We start from the raw sequence: 24,813 nt of genomic DNA, 5'->3' as shown, positions 1-24,813 counted from the left end.
AATTTAATTGATAAATTCTGGAAAATTATTTTTTAATAATAATTTTAAATCCTTAAAAATCTTATTCTGTTTTAATCTGTAATCTATCATTTCCCATGCATAAGGGATTAATTGAATATACTTTTTTTTATTATCTCTATAAGCGAGCCTTGTGAAAATTCCAATGATTTTTAAATTTCTTAGAACTGACAGTATTTCAAAGTCTTGTTTAAATTTAATTAAGTTAATTTTATTATTGGTTTTTATATAATAATCAAAAATCTTTTTTTTTAATCTGTTATTAGTTTTAAATCTAACATCATCTATCAATGATGCTAAATCATAAGCTTTATTTCCAATAAGAGCGTCTTGATTGTCAATTAAGCCAATTCGATTTTTAAAATACATTAAATTTGAAACATGAAAATCCCTATGTACAAAAGTAACGTTTTTATTATTAAGTTTAGATAATAATTTCTTTATCTCGTTTTTAAATTTTTTCTTGAATAAAGATTTATTTTTATTTAATTTTTTTTCAACATACCAGTCGCTAAAAAGTTTTGATTCATTATATAAAATTTTATTTTTATATAATTGAAGTTTATAAATTTGATTTAAAAAATTTTTTATCTTTTTAGTTTTTATACTTTGTAATTTATTAAGTAGGTGAATAATATTTTTAAAAAATAAATACTTATTTTTTTTTTTATTTTTTAAAATTTTAAATAATGAGATATTTCCGAAATCCTGAATTTCAATGAAGTTTTTTTTATAATCATGACTAATCAGATTTGGTGCAAAAATTCTATTTTTTATTAAAATTTTGTTGACTGCATCATAAATTAATAAATTTTTCTCTTTTTCTTTTTTTGCATAAACAACTATAGAGTTATTTTTTTTACTTCTATAAAAAGTTCTAAATGATGCATCTCCTTTAATTTTTTTCAAATCTTTTGAATTTTTCATTCTAGTATATTCTTAATCAATGCCTGTGATTTCAACACTTCTATTATTTAGCTCATTTTCATAGTTAAATCTTAATACAATAACTTTTGCCTGAGTATCTTTAACTAGCTCTGGCCACTCAACAAAAGTAATTAAATTATTATCTTTTTCAAATATGTTTAGATCATTAGTATCTCTTTTATTTTTAATCCTAAATAAATCGTAATGTTTTATCTTCTTGGGACCTACTTGATATTCATTTAATAAATTAAATGTTGGACTTGAAACTTCTGTAATTGGAAAATCTGAACTTTTTTGAAATTCATTAATTAAAAATTTTATAAATGTAGTTTTACCCACACCCATTTCACCGTATAAAAATATAATTTCTCCACCTTGTAAAAAATTTTTAAAACTTTCTGCTAAAACTTTTGTTGTTTCTTCTGAACTTATATCGATCTTGCTATTTTTAATAGCGATAGGCATCTGGTTTGAATGGGCCTTCTGTTCCAACACTTATGTAATCTGCTTGTTCTTTTGATAATTTTGTTAATTTAGCCCCAACTTTTTTTAAATGTAATGTTGCTACTTTTTCATCTAAGTGCTTGGGTAAAACATAAACTTTATTTTCATAATTTTTATGGTTATGCCAAAGTTCTATTTGAGCAATTACTTGATTGGTAAAAGATGCGCTCATTACGAAACTTGGATGTCCAGTTGCACAACCTAAATTAACTAATCTTCCCTCGGCTAAAAGGATAATTCTCTTTCCACTTGGTAATTCGATTTCATGTACTTGGGGCTTAACTTCTGTCCATTTGTAATTTTTCAATGCCTCAACTTGTATTTCATTATCAAAGTGTCCAATATTACATAAGATTGCTCTATCCTTCATGTCTCTCATGTGATCAGCAGTAACAATATCTTTATTTCCAGTTGCAGTAACCACTATGTCCGCTCTACTAATTGCTTCTTCCATTAAAACTACTTCATAACCTTCCATAGCTGCCTGAAGTGCACATATAGGATCTGCTTCTGTAACAAGAACTCTAGCCCCACTTTGTCTTAAAGATGCAGCACTTCCTTTTCCAACGTCACCAAAACCAGCAACTATTGCAATTTTACCTGACATCATAACATCGGTAGCTCTTCTGATACCGTCAACTAAACTTTCTCTACATCCATATAAGTTATCAAATTTAGATTTCGTTACAGAGTCATTAACGTTTATTGCAGGAACTAATAAAGAATTATCTTTCTCCATTTTATTTAACGCTTTAATTCCAGTTGTGGTCTCCTCTGAAACACCTTTTATATCTTTCATTAAATCTTTGTATTCATTGTGCATAATGGCAGTTAAATCTCCCCCATCATCTAATAACATGTTGGGTTTCCAATCAGGTTTTCCAACTATTGTTTGTTTAATACACCATAAGTACTCTTCTTCTGTTTCACCTTTCCAGGCATAAACAGGAATTCCAGCTTTTGCTATTGCTGCTGCTGCATGGTCTTGTGTAGAAAATATATTGCAAGATGACCATCTTACTTCTGCTCCAAGATCTACTAATGTCTCAATTAGTACTGCTGTTTGAATAGTCATATGAAGACATCCAATAATTCTAGCACCTTTTAGAGGTTTTTCTCTTGAATACTCTTCTCTTAATGCCATTAAACCAGGCATTTCACTTTCTGCAATAGAAATTTCTTTTCTTCCAAATTCAGCTTGGGAAATATCTTTTACTTTAAAATCATCCATAGCGAGCTTTATACAGTTAAGTTCTATTTTATCAACTAAAGATTATAACCTAGGAAATTGTATTTCTATCAATGCTCCTTGCTTATCTAGCCTATTGGATGCTTCAATTTTTCCATCATGAAGATCAACTAAATTTTTTACAATATTTAAACCTAATCCTGAATGCTCACCAAAACTTTCTGGTCTATTACTGTAAAAACGGTTAAAAATTTTTGAAGTATCTTTCTCTTTAAATCCTTGTCCTTCATCTAAAATTTTAATTATAACTTTTTTTTCTAATCCATTTGAAACATTCACAATCACCTCACTACCTTCTTCACTAAATGAAATAGAATTATCCAATAAATTAGCAACGATTTGTTCAATCCTATTTTCTATTCCATTAATTAGATACTCTGACTTTCCATCATTTTGATAGTTTATACTTATATTTTTCTTGAATTTATAAATGTTGTTATAATCATCAACAACAGATTGGATAATTGGTTGTATATCTAATTTTTTCATTTGCTCTTTACTAAGAGCAACTTCATCTTTTAACATTTGTGAATAATCTGTAATTAATCTTTCAATTCTTTGTACGTCATGTGTAAGAATATCTAAAAGCTTAGTCCTTTGATTTATATCTTTTGTATCTTTTAAAATTTCAGATGCACTTTTTAAAGATGCTAGTGGATTTCTTATTTCATGAACTAAATCTGTTGAAAAATTTTCTGCATGAGAAATTCGTTTTTGTAATTCATTAGTCATATCCTCCATTGAATTAGATAATAATCCCAACTCGTCATTTCTATTCTTCAAATTTTCAATTCCTGTTTTACCAGGGTTTTTTTCTTTTACTTTGATTGTGTATCCAACTAAGTTTTGAATTGGTTTAATAAAATATCTACTAAGTACAAAAGAAAAAATTAAAATTACAAAACCAACTGATATAGCCGTTCTAATTACAAATGCTCTTCTCTCATCAATAGCTGTCTTAATCTCATTAGCATTTTCTGAGATAACTATAAAACCTAAATTATTTTCATCACTTTTTACATTTTTAACTGTTGTAACTTTAAATTGATTTAAATTATCTTCTGTAAAAGTATAATAATTTCCATATTTATCTGAATTGTTGTACCTTTCTAATAAATCTTTAAATGAAGCTTTTGTTTCGTTATTTTGAGAAAAATTATTTTCTTTGTTTTCCTCTTCATTAACTTCTTCACTCAAACTTTCAAATTCAATTTTATCTAATCTTGTTGAAAAGGATCGTGGATCAAGATCTAAAGTATCAGTATCACCAATTAATTCTAATCTATTGTCAAAGAAAATAACTCTGTCTAAATTTTGAAAAATAAATCTTGTAGAAAATAAAAATTTTCTAATATCATTTTCCTGAAATTTTATATTCAATCTTTTAATATTATCAGTCGTATTATTAATAATATTAATATGATCTTCAGATTTTTTTTTTAATAAACTTGGCTCAATATTTGTAAGATAAATAAGTGTAAATAAACCAATAATTGTAAATATTACAAAGTTTATAAATAGAAATTTTTTAAGTATAGAAAGTGTCTTTAAGTATTTACTAAACATCAGCTAACATTCCATCTATATCCACTACCATATCTAGTTTCAATAGCTGAAAAATCAGGATCTACTTTTTTGAATTTTTTTCTTATTCTTTTGACGTGACTATCAATAGTTCTATCTTCAATATCTGTATCTTCTCTGTAAGCAATGTCCATTAGTTGGGCTCTTTCTTTGATAATCCCAGGTCTTTTTGCCAATTCTTTAACAATCAAAAACTCAGTAGTTGTTAATTTATCTGGCAATTGTTTGCCATTCCACTCACACTCAAGCTGAGATGGATCAAGTTTTAATCTTCCATGTGATATTAAGCTTTTATTTTCTTCTAATGAATTATTTGAATCTTTTTTTCTTAATTGAACTCTTATTCTTTCAATCAAAACTTTAATTGAAAAACCACCAGATTTTTTTACAAAATCATCTGCACCTAATTTTAATCCTAGCAACTCATCAATTTCATCATCTTTGGATGTTAAAAATATTACTGGCAGAGAAGTTTTTTTTCTTAATTTTTTAAGCAATTCTTCTCCATCCATTTTAGGCATTTTAATATCAATAACTGCTAAGTCAGGTGGCATTCTAGTAAGACCGATTAATGCACTCTCTCCATCAATATATGTCTGAACTTTGAAACCCTCTTTTTCTAGAGCAATACTAAGACTAGTCAGTATATTTCTATCGTCATCAATTAGAGCTATAGTTTGTTTTTGCATTTTTAATAATTGATTTAAAAATATTAAATTGTTCTAAATTAGGCAATTGAATATAATTAGTGAAGCATTCCCCAATTATCTCCAACATTTACATCAACTGTCAAAGGGGTAGAAAAGGAATGATAATCACTTTGAGTAACACTGGTCATCTCATTCTGTATTAACTTGACCATTGCCTTTTCCTCTTTTTTTGGGACTTCAAAAATAAGCTCGTCGTGTATTTGAAGAAGTATTTTTGAATTCAAATTTTTTTCTTCATTCAATTTTTTGTATAATCTGATCATTGCTAACCTCATAACTTCAGATGCTGACCCTTGTATTGGAGCATTAATTGCTGCTCTCTCTTGAAAATTTCTTACATTAAAATTTTTATCATTTATTCCATTAAAATGAGATCTTCTTCCGAATATGTTATTTACATAGCCACTTTTTCTACAAAACTTAATTGTGCTATCCATATAAACTTTAATTTCAGGAAATTTAGCAAAATAAGCATTAAGAAATTCTTCTGCTTCATAATTAGAAACATTTATTTGTTTGGCTAAACCATACTGAGAAATTCCATAAATTATTCCAAAGTTTATTGCTTTAGCCTTTCTTCTGTGGTCTTGATTTACCTTTTTGATATCAATATTAAATATTTGGCTAGCTGTTAATGAGTGAATATCCTCGTTATTTTTAAAAGCTTTTTTAAGTTCTTTAACATCTGCAAGATCTGCTAAAATTCTCATCTCAATTTGATTATAATCTGCGGATATTAATAGATGATCTTTTTTAGCCTTAAACGCTTTTCTTATATCTTTTCCATCTTCAGATTTAATTGGAATATTTTGCAAATTTGGATCACTTGAAGCTAATCTGCCTGTTGTTGTTGCTGCCAATAAAAAAGATGTGTGAACCCTTTTTGTATTTGGATTAATATGCTCTGGCAAAGCGTCTGAGTAAGTATTTTTTAATTTTGAAACCTGTCTCCAATCTAATACTAATTTTGGAAATTCATGACCTTTGAAGGCTAAATCTTCTAAAACACTTGCACTTGTTGCAAAACTTCCCTTTTTTGTTTTTTTTGTCCCTGCAATTTTGAGATCATTGTATATAATTTCTCCCAATTGTTTTGGTGAAGCAATATTAAATTCTTTCTTGGAAATTTTAAAAACTTCTTTTTCAATTTTTTTGATTTTCTTATCAAATTTAGAAGAAAGAGAATTTAAAAATTTACTATCTACTTCAACACCTTCGATTTCCATGAATGCGAGTATTTTAATTAGTGGTTTTTCAAAAATTTCATAGATATTAAATAATTTTTCAGATTTTAAGCTTTTTATAAACTTTTTATATAGCCTGAAAGTAATGTCTGCATCTTCTGCTGCATAATTTTTTGCAGCTTCTAACTCTACTTCGCTAAAATTTATTTCTTTTTTACCAGTTCCAACAATTTCTTTAAATGAAATTGTCCTATGTCCTAGATGAATATCTGAAAGAGTATCCATATTATGTCTGTTCTTTCCAGCATCTAAAACGTAAGACATAAGCATAGTATCTTCCATAGATGAAAGTGAAATGCCAAGTTTATAAAAAACTATAAAATCAAATTTAATATTTTGACCAATTTTTTTAACGCTTGGGTCCTCTAATAAATTTTTCAATTTATTGACAACGCTCTCTTTATTTAAACATTTCTGAGATTTGTGACCAACTGGTATATAACAAGCTTTTCCAATTTTTGAACAAAGAGAAATTCCAACTAAATCAGCTTGATGTGGGTCTAACGAGTTTGTTTCTGTATCAACGGCAACTTCCCCTGCTTCTTCAGCGTCTTCTATCCACTTATCAATTTCATCCATTTCTGTAATTAGATGATAATCTTTATTGTTTATTGGTTTTTGCTTTTCAGTAGATTTTAAATTATTTTCAGATCCAGATAACTTTGGTTCCCCATAAGCTGAAATTGCAGAACTTAATAATCTATTAAACTCCATTTCTCTTAAAAATTTATACAGTTTTTCTTTATCAACCTCTTTTAGTTTAAATTCTGTTAAGTTTTTATTCACTGGAGACTTGTCATCTAGAGTTACAAGTTTTTTACTAATTAAAGCTTTATCTTTATTCTCTATTAAAGTTTCTCTTCTCTTATTCTGTTTAATTTCATGGGCAGATTCTAATAATTTTTCTAAAGTGCCATATTTATTAATTAGTTCTGCGGCTGTTTTAACTCCTATTCCTGGAACACCTGGTACGTTGTCACTACTGTCACCTGCTAAAGATTGAACATCTATAACTTTTGAAGCATCAACACCAAACTTTTTAATTACATCTTCCTCAGTGATAAATTTATTTTTCATAGGATCAAAAATTCGAACACCTTTTTTGTAAAGTTGCATTAAGTCTTTATCTGATGAAACGATTGTAACTTTTGCCCCTTTTTTAAGAATTTGATCAACATACGTAGCTATTAGATCGTCGGCTTCGTAATTTGGTAAATCCACAGAAGGTAAGTTAAATGCTAAAACTGATTTTCTAATATACTCAAACTGAGGTGCTAAATCATCAGGGGCTTCTGATCGATTAGCTTTATAGTCGCTATAAATTTCATTTCTAAAAGTCTTTCTAGCTGAGTCGAAAATTACTGCAAAATGAGTTGGTTTCTGTAAATTTTGATCAGATTTTGAGTCCTCTAATAATTTAAACAACATGCTACAAAATCCACTTACAGCACCTGTAGGCAGTCCATCACTTTTTCTAGTTAATGGTGGTAGAGCATAATAAGCTCTAAAAATATAACCAGAGCCATCAATTAAATAAAAATGATCTGTTTTTTGTATTTTATTCATGAAGATTAACAAATATTACATTGCTAACAATTTCTGTATATAAAAAAATAAAATTAAATCTTAAGGCTAATATAGCTAGATTATTTTTTATATTTTGAGTATTATTTTAATATGGAACTTACAAAAAACTTAACACAAACAAAAATCATAAAATCTTTATTGGCTGTAATTCTAGGTTCAATTGCTTTAACTATTTCTGCAAAAATTAAGATTCCGTTTTATCCAGTTCCAATGACAATGCAGACATTTGTTGTTTTATTCTTAGGTGTAAGCTTAGGTTTTAAAATTGGTTTAGCTTCTGTAGGTTTATATTTGTTAGAGGGTATTGTGGGATTACCAGTATTTTCAAACTCCCCAGAAAAAGGAGTTGGTATAGTCTATTTTACTGGTCCAACGATGGGATATTTAATTGGTTTTTTAACTGCTTGTTATTTAGCCTCAAAAATTAATTCAAAAGATAGTTTTATAATTATTCTAACTAAATTAGTTATCGCAACATCTACAATCTATATATTGGGTTTAATATGGCTAGGTACTTTGATTGGTTGGGATAAACCAATATTTTCACTTGGTGCAAAACCATTTTTATTAGCGGAACTATTTAAAATTATTATTTTAGCTGTAGCTGCTAAACAAATAATTAAAATAAGAAATATTATCTAGGGGATCTTTTAGATAGAATTCTTTGAAGAGTTCTTCTGTGCATCTTCAATCTTCGAGCTGTTTCAGAAACATTCCTATTACATAATTCAAATACTCTATGGATATGTTCCCATTTAACTCTATCAGCTGACATTGGATTTTCTGGCGGTGCTGCTTTTTTAGCTGGATCTGCCAACAATGCTTTTTCTACATCTTCTGCATCTGCTGGTTTTGCTAAGTAATCAATTGCACCTTCTTTGATAGCTGCAACTGCAGTAGGAATATTTCCATAACCCGTGAGCATTATAATTCTACTATCATTATTAGAAGATTGAATCTCCTTAACGACCTCAAGGCCATTACCGTCTCCAAGTCTTAAGTCTACAACTGCGAAACCTGGTTTTTTACTTTTAACGGATTCAACTCCCTTTTGTACACTCTCAGCTTGAAAAACTTCAAAACCTTTTTTTTCCATAGCTCTTGCCAATCTTTCTCTAAAAGGATTGTCATCATCTACTATCAAAAGCGACTTATTTTCGAAATCGTTCAGATTTTGTAATTTGGCTTCGTTTTTCATCAACCATATATGGGGTCAAAATCTAATATTACAATATATGAAAATTGCGCAAATCAGCCTTGAATTATTTGCTTTACATTGCCTGTGTTTACATTATATGGCTCAAATTATTAAAGTTTTATTAAAAACTTTTTTTTATTAAATTTTTTTTGGAGGCATATGAAATGCAAAAATTTAAGTCAGTTGAAGAGCTTATAAATCAACTGAAACCTGAAAAGCCTGTTTATTGTATTAGGAAGAAATCCATAGAGGCTTCGGCTAAATTTTTCTTAGATAAGTTCCCTGGAAAAATTTTATATGCAGTTAAAACAAACCCACATCCCGAAGTTATTCAAACAATTTTAAACACAGGTGTAAACCAATTTGATGTTGCCTCAATTGAAGAAATTAAAGCTATAAGAAAACTTACTCAAAATGCAAAATGTTCTTATATGCATACCGTAAAAAGTAGAGAAAGTATCAAAGAGGCCTATTTTAATTATGGTGTAAAAACTTTCTCATTAGACACAAAAGAAGAGTTAATCAAAATTATTGAAAGTACAAATAATGCAAAAGATTTAGAATTATTTGTAAGAGTTGCTGTTTCAAATGAGCATGCTGAAATTGATTTATCTAAAAAATTTGGAGCACTAACATCTGAAGCTGTAGGATTACTAAGATTAGTAAAACAATATGCAAAAAAAATTGGATTAAGTTTCCATGTTGGGTCGCAGTGTATGCATCCAATTTCATACGCTAAAGGTATAAATGAGATTGGAAATATAATTAAAAAAACAAAAATAATCCCTGATACAATAAATGTTGGTGGAGGATTCCCAACAATTTATCCAGATTTAATTCCGCAATCATTAGATGAATACTTCAATGAAATTAAAAAAAGTTTGTCTAATTTAAAATTAGAGAAGTTGCCGGAAATAATTTGTGAACCAGGAAGAGCATTAGTTGCAGAAAGTGGTTCAACAATTGTTAAAGTAAATTTACGAAAAAAACAAAAACTTTATATAAACGATGGAACATATGGAACTCTATTTGATGCAGGGACACCTAACATAGTTTATCCATCTAAAATGATTAAAGAAAATTCAAATAAAATAATTTCAAAAAAAATGACTGCTTTTGATTTCTTTGGTCCTACTTGCGATAGCATGGATTATATGAAAGGACCTTTTTTATTACCAAATAATATTAAGGAAAATGATTACATAGAGCTTGGTCAACTTGGAGCATATGGATTAACTTTTAGAACACAATTCAATGGTTACTATTCAGATGAAATTTATGAAGTTGAAGATAAACCAATAATGTCAATGTATGAAAAAGACGTTAACAGCGCTCATATGGTTGCTTAATGTCAGACCAAAAAAATCCAGGACATAACAGTAAAAGAGATTTTTTAAAAAATCCTGTCGAACATATAGATATTACTTCATTTGACTCTAGAACAATTATTTCTTCAATGGAGAAAATGTCATTTGTATCTAGAGAAACTGCAAATGCAGCAAACATTTACAACGAAATGCTTAAAGATAAGGAGTGTACAATTTTTCTTACTTTAGCAGGATCAACATCTGCAGCAGGATGTATGAATATTTATAAAGACCTTGTTAAATACAATATGGTTGATGCAATTGTAGCAACAGGGGCATCAATTGTGGATATGGATTTTTTTGAAGCTCTTGGATTTAAACATTATCAAGGATCTCAATTTCAAGATGATACTGAATTAAGAGACAACTATATTGATAGAATTTACGACACATATATCGACGAAGAAGAGCTTCAAATGTGTGATAAAATTATTTGCGAAATAGCAGATACTTTAGAGCCAAGAAGTTATACTTCGAGAGAGTTTATTTTAGAAATGGGAAAATATTTAAAAAAAAATTCAAAAAAGAAAGGCTCTTTAATTGAAACAGCTTACGATAATAATGTTCCAATTTTTTGTCCAGCTTTCACAGACTCAAGCGCAGGTTTTGGTCTTGTAATGCATCAAGAAAAAAATCCTAAAAAACATATGACTATAGATTCAGTTAGAGAGTTTAGAGAACTAACGGAAATTAAAATCAAATCAAAAGGTTCTGGTTTATTTATGATTGGTGGAGGAGTTCCTAAAAATTTTATTCAAGACACTGTTATTTGTGCTGAGCTTCTTGGTAAAAATGTAGATATGCATAAGTATGCTGTACAAATTACAGTTGCTGATAGTAGAGATGGTGCATGTAGTAGTTCTACTTTAAAAGAAGCAAGTTCTTGGGGTAAAGTGGATGTCACTAAAGAACAAATGGTATTTGCTGAAGCAACAAGTGTATTGCCGTTAATAGCTAGCGATGCTTACCATAAAGGTGAGTGGAAAAATAGAGAACGAAAAAATTTCTCAAAAATATTTATATAAAATTGAAATATTTATCAAACAAACATGGTTTCTTGGGAATTGATAATACATTCAACTTCAAAGAAAAAGTAGTAGTCGTTCCATTTGGACTTGAAAAAACAGTTAGTTATGGCGGTGGAACAAAAAATGGACCAAAAGAAATTATTAAAGCTTCTCACCAAGTTGAACTATATGATGAGGAACTAAATTGTGAACCTTACAAAAAAATAGGTATCAAGACATTAAAACCATTCAAAATTGATAAAAATATTAAAGCAGCATTAAATAAAATTTCTAAAATCAATGAGGAAATTTTAGATAAAAAACTATTTCCAATGACTTTTGGTGGTGAACATTCAATTACACCAGGATGCATTATTCCTTTTACAAAAAAATATAAAAATATTTGTCTTTTACATTTTGATGCGCATGCAGATTTGCGTGAAAGTTATAATGGTGAAAAATTTTCACATGCATCGGCAATAAGAAGATGTTTAGATTATAAAAATGTGTCTTTAATCTCTTTTGGAATTAGAAATATATCAGAAAGTGAAATTCCATTTTTGAAAAAAAATTCAAATAGAATAGATATCTTCTGGGCAAAAGATAAAAAAAAATGGAATTTAAATAAATTTAAAAAATTAATTAAAAATAAGACTGTTTACTTAACGTTTGACGTAGACGGATTAGATTCAAGTATTATGCCTGCTACCGGAACACCTGAACCAGGTGGATTGTTATGGGACGAAACATTAGAGATAATTAGAATTGCTGCAAAAAACTCAAATATAGTTGGAGCTGACATTAATGAGCTTTCTCCAATTAAAGGATTTAACTCCTATAATTTTCTTGTTGCTAAATTAGCTTACAAAATTTTATCTTATAAATTTTTATATTAGACTTTAATTGGCTTAAATATTTTTAATAACATCCTAAATGGTATTAACATTATTAGTGCTACTAATAACTTAACACCTAAATCACCTAAGGACAAAGTTACCCAAGGAACTCCTGTTCCATAAAATGATATTGAAAAAAATAAAAAAGTATCAATAGTTGAACCAACTAATGATGAAGTTAGAGGTGCAACAAACCACTGTTTTTTTCTTAAACGATCAAATATTTGAATATCTAGCAATTGGGCTGTAAGGAAAGCCACTCCTGATCCAACTGCAATTCTAATAGATATTAAATCTTCGAAGTTTGTTGAAAAAAATAAAGTAAAAATAATTCCTATAAAAAAACCAAAATAAACTATTTTTCTCGCAATTATCTTTCCATAAGATCTATTTGCTAAATCAGTTATCAAAAAAGCTACTGGATAACTAAAAGCTCCATAAGTGAGAATTTCATTTAATCCATAATAATTTATTGGAAATTGAACAAGATAGTTTGAGGATAAAACAACCACACCCATCATTAAAGATAGGCTGATAAAAAATTTATTCATTAAGCAGATTTAGCTACTGGCTTTTTTTTATATGGTGATTTTAATAAAATAACTTTTTTAAGTTTTTTTAATCTTGGTGATATATTTTTATTTTTTACAGTTTTTAAGAACTCGTCAAAACTTCCTTTTTTATCAACTGATCTTACTCCTGAATTACTAACAGTTAGTTTCAAACTTCTTCCAGCAAGCTCACTTGTAAATTTTACTTTTTTTAAATTAGGTAAAAATCTTCTTTTAGTCTTATTGTTAGCATGACTAACATTATGACCTTTCATAGGAATTTTACCAGTTAGTTCACATTTTTTTGACATAATTTCAGTGCCTATATAAGGGGAGATATTAAGGGCGTCAAGTTTATTAAAATTAAGAAAGAGTTTTATTTCCAACGATTTCTGAAATATTTTTCACCCCATCTCTAAGAAATAATTCTTTTAGCTCTTTTTTAATGTTTGCAGCAATGTTAGGTCCTTGAAATACCATTCCGGTATATAACTGAATATAATCTGCCCCTGACAAAAATTTATCATATGCAGACTTTCCTGAGTCTATACCTCCTACCCCAATTATTTTAATTCTACCATTTAACAATTTAAAGAATTGATTAATGAGTAAATTTGATTTTTGTTCAATCGGCTTTCCTGATAAGCCTCCTTTTTGATGACGTTGAATATTTTTTAAATCATCTCTATTACTTTCTGATGTATTTGAAATAATTATTGCAGATATTTCATTTTCTAAAAGGATTTCTGATATTAATTCAATTTGTTTTAAATCAATGTCTGGAGAAATTTTAACTGCGATTGGAATGTCAGTTTTCAATTCATTTTTCTTATCTTTAATTGATTTTAATAATTCTTTTAATTTATTTTCATTATGAAAATTTCTTAAATTTTCAGTATTAGGAGAAGAAATATTTATTGTAATATAATCAGCAACTTTATAAAATTTTTCTAATCCAATTAAATAATCATTCAATCGATTATCAGAGTCTTTATTTGGTCCAACATTTACTCCAAGTATTCCAATTTTTTTATTTGATTTTATTCTATTTAAAATAGTTTCAGATCCTTGATTATTAAATCCCAATCTATTAATTAACGCTTGATCTTCAACTAATCTAAATACTCTTGGCTTTTCATTACCATATTGTTTTAAAGGAGTAACAGTTCCAACTTCAACAAAACCAAATCCCAATTTAAACAAAGGATTGTAAACTTCTGCATTTTTGTCAAAACCAGCTGCTATTCCTATTGGATTACTTAAATCTTTACCAAATATTTGTGTTTTGAAAATTGGATCATTTTTATTTTCATCAAATACATTTGATACTAAATTAAATTTTAAAGATTGAATTGCTATAGTATGAGCTTTTTCTGGATCTAATTTGAAAATTAAAGATCTTAAATTTGAATACATTATTTGAGTTTACTCATTATAAGGTCTTTTGTTTCATTAACACCAAAAAAACTTATAAAAAATCCCATTCTTGGTCCATTTTCATCACCAAAAACCACCTCATAAATAAGTTTAAACCAATCTCTTAAATTTTCAGCATAACCATTTTCTTTTCCAGTAGAATAAATCAAAGTTTGAATTTCCTCTGGTGGCATCTGATCATTGCATTTTTCTAAAGTTGAAATTAAAGCCTCAAGCGCTTTTTTTTCATCTTCAGAAGGCGTTTTGTATTTTTTTTGAGACTTAATTACATCATTAAAATATTTAATTGCGTATCCTACTAATCCATCAAAAATTGGAAAATTAGTTTCTTGAATATTTGGTTTGTATTTTTTTACAAATTTCCATAACAAATCTTTACTATCTGCATTACTTGTTTCTACTAAGTTCAATAACATTGAAAAACTCATAATCATGTCTTCTTTTGGAATACTCCCATTGTGGACATGCCACACTGGATTCATTACTAATTGCTGCTCAGTCTGCTTTTTAGATTTTTCAATGTTATCCAAATATTCATCTACTGCTTTTGGAACTATTTCTTTATAAAGTTTTTTAGCTCTTTTTGGATTTTGATACATATATAGAGATAAACTTTCTGGTGAAGCATACTTCAACCATTGATCAATAGTTATTCCATTACCTTTAGATTTTGAAATTTTCTCACCCTTTTCATCTAGAAAAAGTTCATATGCAAATCCTGATGGATTTTTTTTACCCAATAAATTAATGATTTTTTTAGATAAAATTGCACTTTCAATCAAATCCTTGCCATACATTTCAAAATCAATGTCTAAAGCAAACCATCTCATTGCCCAATCTACTTTCCACTGTAATTTACAATTACCATCTAAAATACTACTCTCTAATTTTTTACCTTTATTATCGAATATTATTTTAGAATTAGACTGATCAATTTCTATTACAGGTATCTCCAAAACATGACCAGTATCAGGACATACTGGTAAAAAAGGACTGTATGTTTTTTGTCTTTCTTTCCCAAGTGTTGGTAAAATAATATTCATTATTCCTTCATAATTTTCTAAAATGATTTTCAAAGTAGGATTAAAAAATCCTGCCTTGTACAAAGATGTAGAACTTTTAAAATTATATTTAAAATTAAAACTGTTTAAAAAATCCTTCAGCATTTCATTATTATGTTCTCCAAAACTATTAAATTTTTGAAAAGGATCAGGTACTTGCGTTAAAGGTTTGTGAAGGTTTTGTTGCAATAATTCTTGGTTGGGAACATTATCTGGAACTTTTCTTAAGCCATCCATGTCATCTGAAAATGTAATAATTTCTGTTGGTAAATCTGTGAGTTGATTAAGTGCATTTACCATCATTGAAGTTCGTGCAACTTCTCCAAAAGTTCCTATGTGAGGTAATCCACTTGGACCATATCCAGTTTGGAGAGTAATCTTACCTTTTTTTTCAATAAAAGCTTTTCTTTCACGAAGCATTTTTTTAGCTTCAACAAAAGGCCAAGCACTTGTCTTTTCTAGGACATCTTTTTTAATCATGAATTGCTCTTTTTAACCTTAAACTAGTGATTATATTAATTCTTATAGAGTTGAAATTTATTTACCATAAAATATTGTTCTTTCAAAATGTCTAATTACAAAACTGTTTTTTTTACGCTTGGAATTCTGCAAATAATATTGGGTGTATCAATGTTCATCCCAATTATAGTACAATTCTTTTACTCAGAGATAGACTCTTCTTTCTTTGGCTCATCTATCGTAACCATAATCTTTGGAACTTTATTTTTTTTATCAAATTTAGATCATGATAAAAAACTTAATCTACAACAAGCTTTCTTATTAACTGCACTGTCTTGGATTAGTATTGCAGTATTTGGGTCTTTACCGTTTGTATTCTCTAGTATTGAACTTTCAATTACAGACTCTTTTTTTGAAAGTATGTCAGGAATTACTACAACTGGATCTACAATAATTTCAGATTTAGAGAACGCACCAAAAGGTCTTCTTTTATGGAGAGCTCTTTTACAATGGCTAGGTGGAATTGGAATAATTGTAATGGCGATTACTTTAATGCCTATAATGAATGTTGGAGGTATGCAATTATTTAAAATTTCAAGTAATGACTCTTCAGAAAAAATACTCCCTAAGTCAAAAGAAATAGCACTTAGATTAATTTATATTTACTCAGGATTAACAGGCCTTTGTGCAATCACTTATTGGATATTTGGTATGGGTAAATTTGACAGCTTAACCCACTCAATGACTACAATTGCTACTGGAGGCTTTTCTAACTACAACGAGTCAATTGGATACTTTGATAGTTTACCAATTGAAATTTCATCAATGATTTTTATTATATTGGGGAGTATTCCTTTTATTGCTTACATTAAATTTATAAGTGGTAACAAAAAAATTTTTTTAAATGATATTCAAATCAAAACTTTTTTAAAAATTATAATATTAACTGTTATTATTTTATCTGTTTACTTATTATTTTCTAACCAAGAAAACTTTAGTTTAAGATCAATATTTTTTAATACTATATCAATCCTAAGTGGTACTGGTTATGTAAACGCAGAATTTGATAGATGGGGTAGTTTTCCTATAACCCTGTTTCTTGCACTGATGTTTATAGGTGGATGTGCAGGATCTACAGCTTGTGGTGTAAAAATATTTAGAATTCAAATTCTTTATCTATTTATTCTAAATCAATTAAAAAAAATAATTTATCCTAAAGGGGTATTTGTAATTAAGTATGATCAAAGTGCAGTTGATGAAAAGTTTATAGCTTCAATTATTTCATTTATTTATTTTTATATCGTAATATTTTTCATTCTTACTACATTGTTATCATTAACTGGTTTAGATTTTATTACAGCTATCTCGGGTGCTGCCACATCTATTTCAAATGTTGGACCTGGTCTTGGTCCAATAATTGGCCCCAATGGAGATTTTTCTTCATTACCAGACCTTTCTAAATGGATTTTAACAGTTGGTATGATTTTAGGTAGACTTGAGCTATTTGCAATATTAGTATTATTTTTACCATCATTTTGGAAAAATTAATTATGTCTGAAATAAAAAAAATATCCTGGTTAGAATCGATTTCAGTTTACAAAGATATCCGGATGCTAAGAATTTTATTACTTGGTGCAATCAGTGGATTTCCATGGGTCTTGATTGCTAGTAGTTTAAGTCTTTGGTTAAAAGAAGAAGGATTAAGTAGATCTACTATTGGATGGGCAGGACTTATTTTTGGAGTTTATGCTTTTAATTATCTTTGGGCACCAATTATAGATAGAATTCAAATTCCTTTCCTAACTAAAAAATTAGGTCACCGAAGAGGTTGGATTGTTTTAATGCAATTAGTAATTCTATTAAGTTTACTTGTTTGGAGTATTATAAATCCTACAGAAAATTTAGCGTTGATAATTACAGTTGGATTAATCATCGCTATAGCATCAGCAACTCAAGACATAACGGTAGATGCATTAAGAATTGAACAAATTAATGAAAATGAGGGAAAATCAATGGCAGCAGGTGCTGCTATGGCTGTGGTTGGTTGGTGGACAGGTTATAAACTAGGTGGTGTAGTTGCTTTATTTACTGCGGAGTTCTTTGAAAATATTGGTATCCAAGATTACTGGCAAGCAACTTTTTTAATATTAGGTGTTCTAATTATTTTAATGAATATTGCTCTGATGTTTGTTCATGAACCAGTAGAAACTGACAGACAATCAAAGCAAAAAGAAACTGATAATCTAATTAAAGGTAAACTAGGATCTAACAATATTATTACAACTTTTGTTGCCTATATAACTGGAACAATTGGTGGGCCCATTATTAGCTTCTTTAAAAAAAATGGTTTTGCCATAGCTGCAGGAATTTTAGGATTTGTCTTTTTGTTTAAAATTGGAGAAGCATTCATGGGTAGAATGTCGATTGTATTTTATAAAGAAATAGGCTTCTCAAAAGGACAAATAGCAATTTATTCAAAAGGGTTAGGTTGGATCACAACTGTCGTATTTACTTTAATTGGTGGGGTAATGGCCATGAGGGCTGGAACTATAAAAACTATGTTCTTTGCTGGAGGATTAATGGCAATTACAAATCTGTTATTTGCTGTCTTGGCATGGACTGGTAAATCTGAACTATTATTTGCAATAGCAGTTATTGCTGACGATATTACTGCAGCTTTTGCAACCGTTGCATTTGTAGCATTTATATCTTTGCTGGTTGATCGAACATATACAGCCACACAATATGCATTACTTGCATCAATAGGAACTGCTGGAAGAACAACTTTAGCATCATCATCAGGAGCTTTGGTAGATTGGTTAAATGGAGATTGGGGAACATTTTTTGTCTTAACAACTATTATGGTAATTCCTTCACTAATATGTCTATGGATGATAAAAAATAAAATTAAAATTGGTGCAAAATAAATTTTCTTTCAAAAGTAGTTTTTCTAATATTTATAAAAAACCTTCTAAATTTTCAGAAGTAACCTCACAAATATTGTATGGAGAGAAATTTAAAATTTTATCTAAAAATAAAAATTGGATAAAAATAAAATCTAATTTTGATAATTATACTGGGTATATTCAAAATAAAGATTATTCAAAAGAATTTAAAACTAATTATAAAGTAAGTAGCTTAAAAGCAAATATCTATAAAAAACCAAATTTAAAAACTAATATTTATCTATCTCTTGGATCAAAGTTGTCAGTTAAGGAAACAAATAAAAATTATGCCAGAATTGATAAAAATAAATGGATTAAAAAAAAAGATATAAAAAAAATAAATTATAAAGAAAAAAACTTCATTAAAATTTTTAAAAAATATTTGAATATAAAATATATCTGGGGTGGAAAAAGTTACAGGGGAATAGATTGCTCAGCCTTATTACAAATATTTTACTATTATAATAATAAGTTTTTTCCTCGAGATACCAAAGATCAAATCAAATATTTAAAAGGAAACATAAAAAGAAATTATCAAAAAGGAGATATCATTTTTTGGAAAGGGCATGTTGCAATGTGTTTAAATTCCAAACAATTAATACATGCATATGGGCCTGAAAAGAAAGTATTGATCATGCCTATAATTAAGACAATTAGAAGAATTGAAAATACAGCTAAACTTAAAGTTAAAAAAATAGCTAAAATTAAGATTTAGCTTCTTCCAAAATCTGGCTTATTAATATCTTGTTTGAGTTTGATTATTTTTGATCTGACTTTTTTAGTTTCAGTAAGCTTGTTAATAATAGATTTATTATTTTTTGAATTAATATCAGATTTAAATGATTTTAAATTTTTAATAAATAAATCAATAGCATTTGAAATATTTTTATTGTTATTGAAAAAAATATCTCGCCACATAATCTCATTAGAAGCTGCTATTCTTGAAAAATCTCTTAGTCCTCCTGCGCTATATTTGATTAAATCATAGCTTTGTTTTTTCTCAAAATCTTGAGCTGACTTAACTAAATTATATGCAATTAAGTGAGGCAAATGACTAGTTATTGAAAAAATTTTGTCATGTTTTTCTGGTGACATGATTGTTACTTTTGATCCAATCTTCTTCCAAAATTTTTTCAGAAAATTTAAATTTTTTTTAATCGTATTTTTTTCTTTAATTAAAATGCACCATCTACCCTCGAACATGTTGCTCTTTCCGTGCTGTGGTCCACTTACTTCAGAACCAGCAATTGGGTGACTGGAAGTCCATGCAATTCCTTTTTTTAAAAATTTTTTTATTATTTTTGATGATTCAATTTTTGAAGAACCAACATCAGTAATTAATGTGTTAGGAGAAATATAATTATTTATTTTCATAATAATATTTTTGTATTCACTCATAGGTGTACAAAAAATAATAAAATTAGATTTTGTTACAGCTTCTTTTAATGAACTAACTACTTTTCCAGGTAATTTGAGATTTTTAATTCTTGATATATTCTTTTTTGACTTTTCATAAATATATACCTTATCTGCTAATTTATTTTTGTGTATAGATCTTAAAACTGAAGATCCAAGTAAACCACAACCTATGATCAAAATATTTTTCATTTAATTAAAAATCTTTCCCACTGCATTCATGAATATTAAATTTTCTCTAGATGAGCCAATAGTTAATCTCAATTTGTTTTTAATATGATAACCATCTTCAGTAGATCTTAATATAATTCCTTTATTTTTTAATTTTTGGTAAAGAAAATTTGCTGAATATTTACAGTCATCAAAATTTAATAGTAAAAAATTTGCCGATACAGCGTTTGAAAAAATATTATATTTTTCGAGAAATTTTTTTAGTCTATTTGCATAATTTAAATTATGTCTAATTGACTTTTCAATGAATTGCTTATCCTTCAATGACTCTGCGGCCGCAACTTGAGCCAAACCATTTACATTAAAAGGTGGTTTAATTACATTTAACGCTCTAATTATTTGTTTCGATCCATATCCCCAGCCAATTCTTAATGAGGCCAAGCCAAACATTTTAGAAAATGTTCGTAATATAAATACGTTGTCTTTTTTTTTAAATAATTCTAAACCAGAGCTGTAATCATCATTTTTCATATATTCTGAGTATGCGTCATCAATTACTAATAAAATATTTCTATTCAACTTTCTTCTAAGTTCTAATGTCTCTTTTTTAGTTAAATATGTTCCTGTTGGATTGTTTGGATTTGCAATAAAAACTATTTTGGTTTTCTTAGATACTTTTTTCAATATTTCTTCAATTGAAACTTTAAAATTATTTTCTTTTGCAAATACAACTTTTGCACCAACAATTTTTGCATAAATCCTGTACATTAAAAAACTATATTGAGGAACAATCACTTCATCCTTTGGATGTAGATATAATTGACATAACATTTGAATTACCTCGTCAGAACCTGCTCCACATATTATTTTATCGAAATTGCATTTATATGCTTTAGATATTGCCATTTTAAGATTAGTAGATTTTCCATCTGGATATTTATCTAATACTAAATTTTTTTGAGATATTACTTTTTTTGCTAACGGGCTCATCCCTAAAGCAGACTCATTAGCTGACAATTTAATGACCTTATTAATTTTGTTAATTTTAGATTTGCCAGGCTTATAAGCTTCTATGTTAAATTTTTTAAATTTAGGTGTGCTCATTTTTTTTATTTTTATGAGCTCTTTATAGATAAAAAAACAAATATTTATAGAGAATATGATCTTATTTTAAAAAATTGACATAAATTACAAGTTCTTGTACAAAATTTATGCGCTGATTTAACTGAATTGCGAGCGCTTAAAAAAAACCGCTAAAATAGTTTTTTTTCTCACAATTCATCTAAAGGCCTTAAAATGAATACAGAAAAAAATATTAATACATTAATTATAAAGAAACCTCTTAAATTGGATTGTGGTAAAACTATAAACAATTTTCCAATTGCATTCGAAACTTATGGGTCTTTAAATGAGAATAAAGACAATGCTATATTAGTATTTCATGCACTAACTGGAGATCAATTTGTAACTGGTTTAAATCCTGTTACTAAAAAAGACGGTTGGTGGAGTTTTGCTGTAGGTCCAGACAAAGCAATAGATACCAATAAATATTTTGTTATTTGTTCAAATGTAATTGGTGGATGTATGGGATCTTATGGACCAAGCCATAAAGATCCTGAAACACAGAAAACTTTTGGAACTGATTTTCCAGTTATTACAATTAATGACATGGTGAATGCACAATATAATTTACTTGAACACTTTGGAATTGATAAACTATTTGCAATTACCGGAGGTTCCATGGGAGGTATGCAAGTTCTTCAATTTATCACCAACTTTCCTGATAAAGCTAAAACTGTTATACCCATTGCTACAACCTCAAGTCATTCAGCACAAAATATTGCTTTTAATGAACTAGGAAGACAAGCAATTACTGCTGACAGCGATTGGAAAGATGGAAATTATGAAGCTAATAACACCAACCCAGGTAAAGGGCTTGCTGTTGCAAGAATGGCAGCTCATATAACTTATCTCTCAAAAAAAGGTTTGCAGGAAAAGTTTGGGAGAAAATTGCAAGAAAGAGAAGATTTGAAATTTGGTTTTGATGCAGATTTTCAAATTGAGAGTTATTTGAGATACCAAGGTTCTGTGTTTGTAGATAGATTTGATGCAAATAGTTACCTCTACATAACTAGGGCTATGGATTATTTTGATTTAGTTAAACAATTTAATGGAAATTTGTCTGATGCATTTAAAAATACAAAAGCTAAATTTTTTGTTATTTCTTTTACTTCTGATTGGCTTTATCCAACCCAAGAAAATAAAGATATTGTTATAGCTTTAAATTCTATTGGAGCAGATGTTGGTTTTGTAGAAATTGTATCTGATAAAGGTCACGACTCTTTTTTATTAGATGTACCCGATTTTTTAAATGCTCTGAAGAATTTCTTAGACAAATCTTATATAGAATTAAAAAATGAAAAATGAATTTAAAGTAATATCAGATTTAATTGAGGATAATAAAAAAGTTTTAGATGTAGGTTGTGCAGATGGAACTTTGATGCAATTTTTAAAAGAACATAAAAATATAAATGTAAGAGGGCTAGAAATTTCTAAGGAAAAAGTACAAGAATGTATTGCAAAAGGATTAACTGTAATAGAAGGTAACGCAGAGAAAGACTTAAAACAATTTCCTGATAAATCGTTTGACTATGTAGTATTGAGTCAAACACTCCAAGCATTTTTAAGCCCTGAAATTGTTTTAGATGAACTTTTAAGAGTTGGAAAAAAAGCAATTGTAACGATACCAAATTTTGGTAATTGGCAAGTTAGATTGCATCTATTATTTAAGGGCACAATGCCAATAACAAAATCTTTACCAGAACAATGGCACAGTACACCTAATTTACATATGTGCACAATTAAAGATTTTGTAAATTTTATAAAATTTAAAGAAATTAAAATGATAAAAACTTTAGCTTTAAATAGTAACAACACTTCAAATATAACAAATAGTAATTTAGGAACTAAAAATTTATTTGCTGATCTTGGAATATTTTTAATAGAAAAATAAATGAAAGTTGAAATTATACCGTGCCTACAAGATAATTATAGTTATTTAATTATTGATAATGAAAAACAGGAAGCATGTGTTGTTGATCCAAGTGAAGCTAAACCAATAATCAATTACTTAGACGATAAAAATATTAAATTAAAATATATCTTAAATACTCATCATCATTATGATCATGTTGGGGGTAATACTGAATTAAAAAAAAAATTTGGATCTGTTGTTTTAGGATTTAATGGAGATGCAAAAAGGATACCAGAAATTGATATCTTGTTAAAAGATAATGAAATTTGGAATAGCGGAAATTTTAAAGCTAAAATTATTCATATCCCTGGACACACAACAGGACATGTTTGTTTTTATTTTTTTGAAGAAAACTTACTATTCACCGGAGATACTCTCTTCTCACTTGGATGTGGTAGAATTTTTGAGGGTACATATGAACAAATGTATAACTCTTTAAGTAAATTAAAATCTTTACCTAAAGAAACAAAAATCTATTGTGGTCATGAATATACTTTAAATAATTCAAAATTCTGCTTGAAACATGATTCTGAAAACTCTTCTTTGTTAAAGAAAATAGAATTTATAAAACAACAAAGAAATAATAATTTACCTACTATTCCATCAACCTTACAAGATGAAATTGATTGTAATATTTTTTTAAGAGCTAATGACCTAAAATCCTTTTCAAAATTAAGGGATTTAAAGGATAATTTTTAACTAATTCAGCTTGACTATAGGCTTCCGGTAACTATATTGCGGTTACTTAAATTTAATATTCATACTATGTCATACGCAGTAATAAAAACAGGTGGTAAACAGTACAAAGTTAAATCTGGTGAGATATTAAAAATTGAAAAATTACCAGATTCAAAGCCTGAGACTAAGATAGAATTTAATGAAATCCTAGCATATGGGGATGATAAAAATATTGAGGTTGGAACTCCTAATGTTGAAGGTGCTAAGGTAGAGGCAGATTTAATTAAAAATAGTAAAAATAGAACAATTCTAATTTTCAAAAAAAGAAGAAGACAAAATTCAAGAAGAAAAAATGGACACAGACAACAATTTTCTTTGATAAGAATTAACAAAATTTTTTCAAAAGATGGTAAAGTATTATCTGAAGCTGAAAAAATTAAACCAGCTCCCAAAAAAGAAGAAGTTAAGGAAGCTGCAAGTAAATAGTTATTAGGTAAATTATGGCAACAAAAAAAGCAGGTGGATCATCGAGAAACGGACGAGATAGTGCTGGTCGAAGACTTGGTGTTAAAAAATACGGTGGAGAAACTGTAATACCTGGAAATATAATTGTTAGACAAAGAGGAACAAAAATTTTTCCTGGCGAAAATGTTGGAATGGGAAAAGATCATTCAATTTTTTCTGTTATCAAAGGTAAAGTTGTATTCAAAAAATCTAAATTAGATAGAACTTACGTTTCAGTAAAACCCAATTAATAGTACAACCAAGAA

At 28.1% G+C, this 24,813-nt stretch carries 25 protein-coding genes; 12 read left to right on the top strand and 13 right to left on the bottom strand.

Annotated features, from left to right (window positions below; genetic code table 11):
* Positions 1-3: 3 nt before the first annotated feature.
* From ACTTBE_RS06495 to polA, 6 genes are read right to left on the bottom strand one after another with little or no spacing between them, the layout of a single operon-like run.
* Positions 4-945, bottom strand: a complete 942-nt coding sequence (locus ACTTBE_RS06495) for a phosphotransferase (protein ID WP_440677649.1) — start codon at positions 943-945, stop codon at positions 4-6.
* Positions 946-957: 12 nt separating this feature from the next.
* Positions 958-1,410, bottom strand: a complete 453-nt coding sequence (tsaE, locus tag ACTTBE_RS06490) for a tRNA (adenosine(37)-N6)-threonylcarbamoyltransferase complex ATPase subunit type 1 TsaE (protein WP_440677648.1) — start codon at positions 1,408-1,410, stop codon at positions 958-960.
* Positions 1,394-2,680, bottom strand: a complete 1,287-nt coding sequence (gene ahcY, locus ACTTBE_RS06485; RefSeq protein WP_440677647.1) for an adenosylhomocysteinase — start codon at positions 2,678-2,680, stop codon at positions 1,394-1,396. Before ahcY ends, tsaE begins: the two co-directional genes overlap by 17 nt.
* Positions 2,681-2,722: 42 nt before the next feature.
* On the bottom strand, positions 2,723-4,264 hold the full coding sequence (locus ACTTBE_RS06480) for a sensor histidine kinase (RefSeq protein WP_440677646.1): 1,542 nt from the start codon (positions 4,262-4,264) through the stop codon (positions 2,723-2,725).
* On the bottom strand, positions 4,264-4,971 hold the full coding sequence (locus ACTTBE_RS06475) for a response regulator transcription factor (protein WP_440677645.1): 708 nt from the start codon (positions 4,969-4,971) through the stop codon (positions 4,264-4,266). The genes ACTTBE_RS06480 and ACTTBE_RS06475 overlap by 1 nt, the downstream gene beginning before the upstream one ends.
* Positions 4,972-5,027: 56 nt before the next feature.
* Positions 5,028-7,802, bottom strand: a complete 2,775-nt coding sequence (gene polA / locus ACTTBE_RS06470; RefSeq protein WP_440677644.1) for a DNA polymerase I — start codon at positions 7,800-7,802, stop codon at positions 5,028-5,030.
* A gap of 111 nt (positions 7,803-7,913) precedes the next feature.
* On the opposite strand from polA, the gene ACTTBE_RS06465 reads away from it, so the two are divergent.
* Entirely contained in the window at positions 7,914-8,465 is a 552-nt protein-coding gene (locus ACTTBE_RS06465; protein ID WP_440677643.1) for a biotin transporter BioY, read from the top strand.
* Here the strand turns inward: ACTTBE_RS06465 and ACTTBE_RS06460 are convergent.
* The gene (locus tag ACTTBE_RS06460; protein WP_440677642.1) at positions 8,458-9,021 is read right to left on the bottom strand and encodes an ActR/PrrA/RegA family redox response regulator transcription factor; all 564 of its coding nucleotides are present in this window, start codon (positions 9,019-9,021) and stop codon (positions 8,458-8,460) included. The two genes, ACTTBE_RS06465 and ACTTBE_RS06460, sit on opposite strands and share 8 nt — an antisense overlap.
* A 164-nt stretch (positions 9,022-9,185) precedes the next feature.
* On the opposite strand from ACTTBE_RS06460, the gene ACTTBE_RS06455 reads away from it, so the two are divergent.
* The 3 genes from ACTTBE_RS06455 to speB are packed head-to-tail and all read left to right on the top strand — an operon-like array spanning position 9,186 to position 12,291.
* Positions 9,186-10,370, top strand: coding sequence for a type III PLP-dependent enzyme (locus ACTTBE_RS06455; protein WP_440677641.1), 1,185 nt, complete (start codon positions 9,186-9,188; stop codon positions 10,368-10,370).
* Entirely contained in the window at positions 10,370-11,413 is a 1,044-nt protein-coding gene (locus tag ACTTBE_RS06450; RefSeq protein ID WP_440677640.1) for a 1,9-bis(guanidino)-5-aza-nonane synthase, read from the top strand. Before ACTTBE_RS06455 ends, ACTTBE_RS06450 begins: the two co-directional genes overlap by 1 nt.
* Before the next feature lie 2 nt (positions 11,414-11,415).
* A complete protein-coding gene (gene speB, locus ACTTBE_RS06445; protein ID WP_440677639.1) occupies positions 11,416-12,291 on the top strand; it encodes an agmatinase in 876 nt (291 codons plus the stop codon).
* On the opposite strand, the gene ACTTBE_RS06440 is transcribed toward speB, so the two are convergent.
* From ACTTBE_RS06440 to ACTTBE_RS06425, 4 genes are read right to left on the bottom strand one after another with little or no spacing between them, the layout of a single operon-like run.
* Positions 12,288-12,842, bottom strand: a complete 555-nt coding sequence (locus tag ACTTBE_RS06440) for a queuosine precursor transporter (protein WP_440677638.1) — start codon at positions 12,840-12,842, stop codon at positions 12,288-12,290. The genes speB and ACTTBE_RS06440 overlap by 4 nt on opposite strands.
* Entirely contained in the window at positions 12,842-13,153 is a 312-nt protein-coding gene (gene rpmB / locus ACTTBE_RS06435; RefSeq protein ID WP_075506505.1) for a 50S ribosomal protein L28, read from the bottom strand. Before rpmB ends, ACTTBE_RS06440 begins: the two co-directional genes overlap by 1 nt.
* 52 nt (positions 13,154-13,205) lie before the next feature.
* Positions 13,206-14,258, bottom strand: coding sequence for a quinone-dependent dihydroorotate dehydrogenase (locus ACTTBE_RS06430; protein ID WP_440677637.1), 1,053 nt, complete (start codon positions 14,256-14,258; stop codon positions 13,206-13,208).
* Positions 14,258-15,820, bottom strand: coding sequence for a lysine--tRNA ligase (locus tag ACTTBE_RS06425; protein ID WP_440677636.1), 1,563 nt, complete (start codon positions 15,818-15,820; stop codon positions 14,258-14,260). Before ACTTBE_RS06425 ends, ACTTBE_RS06430 begins: the two co-directional genes overlap by 1 nt.
* An 87-nt stretch (positions 15,821-15,907) precedes the next feature.
* Here ACTTBE_RS06425 and ACTTBE_RS06420 point away from each other — a divergent pair, with 87 nt between their 5' ends.
* Genes ACTTBE_RS06420 through ACTTBE_RS06410 form a run of 3 tightly spaced genes read left to right on the top strand, consistent with a single transcriptional unit; the run spans position 15,908 to position 19,459 of the window.
* Complete coding sequence (locus ACTTBE_RS06420) at positions 15,908-17,347, top strand: TrkH family potassium uptake protein (protein ID WP_440677635.1); 1,440 nt, start codon at positions 15,908-15,910, stop codon at positions 17,345-17,347.
* Between the two features lie 2 nt (positions 17,348-17,349).
* Positions 17,350-18,726, top strand: coding sequence for an AmpG family muropeptide MFS transporter (locus ACTTBE_RS06415; protein ID WP_440677634.1), 1,377 nt, complete (start codon positions 17,350-17,352; stop codon positions 18,724-18,726).
* Complete coding sequence (locus tag ACTTBE_RS06410; protein WP_440677633.1) at positions 18,716-19,459, top strand: C40 family peptidase; 744 nt, start codon at positions 18,716-18,718, stop codon at positions 19,457-19,459. Before ACTTBE_RS06415 ends, ACTTBE_RS06410 begins: the two co-directional genes overlap by 11 nt.
* Here ACTTBE_RS06410 and ACTTBE_RS06405 read toward each other — a convergent pair.
* Together ACTTBE_RS06405 and hisC are read right to left on the bottom strand one after the other, a co-directional pair.
* Complete coding sequence (locus tag ACTTBE_RS06405) at positions 19,456-20,352, bottom strand: prephenate dehydrogenase (RefSeq protein ID WP_440677632.1); 897 nt, start codon at positions 20,350-20,352, stop codon at positions 19,456-19,458. The genes ACTTBE_RS06410 and ACTTBE_RS06405 overlap by 4 nt on opposite strands.
* Positions 20,353-21,435, bottom strand: coding sequence for a histidinol-phosphate transaminase (gene hisC / locus ACTTBE_RS06400; protein WP_440677631.1), 1,083 nt, complete (start codon positions 21,433-21,435; stop codon positions 20,353-20,355).
* A gap of 192 nt (positions 21,436-21,627) precedes the next feature.
* Here hisC and metX point away from each other — a divergent pair, with 192 nt between their 5' ends.
* The 5 genes from metX to rpmA all read left to right on the top strand — a co-directional run bounded on the left by metX (position 21,628) and on the right by rpmA (position 24,798).
* Positions 21,628-22,758: a homoserine O-acetyltransferase MetX gene (gene metX, locus ACTTBE_RS06395; protein ID WP_440633071.1), complete on the top strand. Its 1,131-nt coding sequence runs from the start codon at positions 21,628-21,630 to the stop codon at positions 22,756-22,758.
* Positions 22,748-23,344 carry a methionine biosynthesis protein MetW gene (metW, locus tag ACTTBE_RS06390; protein WP_262589873.1) on the top strand — a complete coding sequence of 199 codons (597 nt, stop codon included), beginning with the start codon at positions 22,748-22,750 and terminating at the stop codon, positions 23,342-23,344. The genes metX and metW overlap by 11 nt, the downstream gene beginning before the upstream one ends.
* Positions 23,345-24,064, top strand: coding sequence for a hydroxyacylglutathione hydrolase (gene gloB, locus ACTTBE_RS06385; protein ID WP_440677630.1), 720 nt, complete (start codon positions 23,345-23,347; stop codon positions 24,062-24,064).
* Between the two features lie 66 nt (positions 24,065-24,130).
* A complete protein-coding gene (rplU, locus tag ACTTBE_RS06380; protein ID WP_440633072.1) occupies positions 24,131-24,529 on the top strand; it encodes a 50S ribosomal protein L21 in 399 nt (132 codons plus the stop codon).
* A gap of 14 nt (positions 24,530-24,543) precedes the next feature.
* Positions 24,544-24,798, top strand: coding sequence for a 50S ribosomal protein L27 (gene rpmA, locus ACTTBE_RS06375; RefSeq protein WP_075506491.1), 255 nt, complete (start codon positions 24,544-24,546; stop codon positions 24,796-24,798).
* The last annotated feature ends 15 nt before the right edge of the window (positions 24,799-24,813 follow it).

The organism is Candidatus Pelagibacter sp. HIMB1587 (assembly GCF_052047775.1).
Classification (GTDB): domain Bacteria; phylum Pseudomonadota; class Alphaproteobacteria; order Pelagibacterales; family Pelagibacteraceae; genus Pelagibacter.
Note: the sequence above shows the minus strand (reverse complement) of the source record. Positions and strands in the feature narration are given on the sequence as shown.

Coding starts and splice junctions, on each gene's coding strand:
- ACTTBE_RS06465 (WP_440677643.1), top strand. CDS start 7,914: ATGGAACTTACAAAAAACTTAACACAAACAAAAATCATAAAATCTTTA.
- gloB (WP_440677630.1), top strand. CDS start 23,345: ATGAAAGTTGAAATTATACCGTGCCTACAAGATAATTATAGTTATTTA.
- ACTTBE_RS06480 (WP_440677646.1), bottom strand. CDS start 4,264: ATGTTTAGTAAATACTTAAAGACACTTTCTATACTTAAAAAATTTCTA.
- ACTTBE_RS06440 (WP_440677638.1), bottom strand. CDS start 12,842: ATGAATAAATTTTTTATCAGCCTATCTTTAATGATGGGTGTGGTTGTT.
- tsaE (WP_440677648.1), bottom strand. CDS start 1,410: ATGCCTATCGCTATTAAAAATAGCAAGATCGATATAAGTTCAGAAGAA.
- ACTTBE_RS06415 (WP_440677634.1), top strand. CDS start 17,350: ATGTCTGAAATAAAAAAAATATCCTGGTTAGAATCGATTTCAGTTTAC.
- metW (WP_262589873.1), top strand. CDS start 22,748: ATGAAAAATGAATTTAAAGTAATATCAGATTTAATTGAGGATAATAAA.
- metX (WP_440633071.1), top strand. CDS start 21,628: ATGAATACAGAAAAAAATATTAATACATTAATTATAAAGAAACCTCTT.
- ACTTBE_RS06405 (WP_440677632.1), bottom strand. CDS start 20,352: ATGAAAAATATTTTGATCATAGGTTGTGGTTTACTTGGATCTTCAGTT.
- ACTTBE_RS06460 (WP_440677642.1), bottom strand. CDS start 9,021: ATGAAAAACGAAGCCAAATTACAAAATCTGAACGATTTCGAAAATAAG.
- hisC (WP_440677631.1), bottom strand. CDS start 21,435: ATGAGCACACCTAAATTTAAAAAATTTAACATAGAAGCTTATAAGCCT.
- ACTTBE_RS06430 (WP_440677637.1), bottom strand. CDS start 14,258: ATGTATTCAAATTTAAGATCTTTAATTTTCAAATTAGATCCAGAAAAA.
- ACTTBE_RS06450 (WP_440677640.1), top strand. CDS start 10,370: ATGTCAGACCAAAAAAATCCAGGACATAACAGTAAAAGAGATTTTTTA.
- rpmB (WP_075506505.1), bottom strand. CDS start 13,153: ATGTCAAAAAAATGTGAACTAACTGGTAAAATTCCTATGAAAGGTCAT.
- ACTTBE_RS06420 (WP_440677635.1), top strand. CDS start 15,908: ATGTCTAATTACAAAACTGTTTTTTTTACGCTTGGAATTCTGCAAATA.
- ACTTBE_RS06455 (WP_440677641.1), top strand. CDS start 9,186: ATGCAAAAATTTAAGTCAGTTGAAGAGCTTATAAATCAACTGAAACCT.
- ACTTBE_RS06475 (WP_440677645.1), bottom strand. CDS start 4,971: ATGCAAAAACAAACTATAGCTCTAATTGATGACGATAGAAATATACTG.
- ACTTBE_RS06495 (WP_440677649.1), bottom strand. CDS start 945: ATGAAAAATTCAAAAGATTTGAAAAAAATTAAAGGAGATGCATCATTT.
- rpmA (WP_075506491.1), top strand. CDS start 24,544: ATGGCAACAAAAAAAGCAGGTGGATCATCGAGAAACGGACGAGATAGT.
- rplU (WP_440633072.1), top strand. CDS start 24,131: ATGTCATACGCAGTAATAAAAACAGGTGGTAAACAGTACAAAGTTAAA.
- polA (WP_440677644.1), bottom strand. CDS start 7,802: ATGAATAAAATACAAAAAACAGATCATTTTTATTTAATTGATGGCTCT.
- ahcY (WP_440677647.1), bottom strand. CDS start 2,680: ATGGATGATTTTAAAGTAAAAGATATTTCCCAAGCTGAATTTGGAAGA.
- ACTTBE_RS06425 (WP_440677636.1), bottom strand. CDS start 15,820: ATGATTAAAAAAGATGTCCTAGAAAAGACAAGTGCTTGGCCTTTTGTT.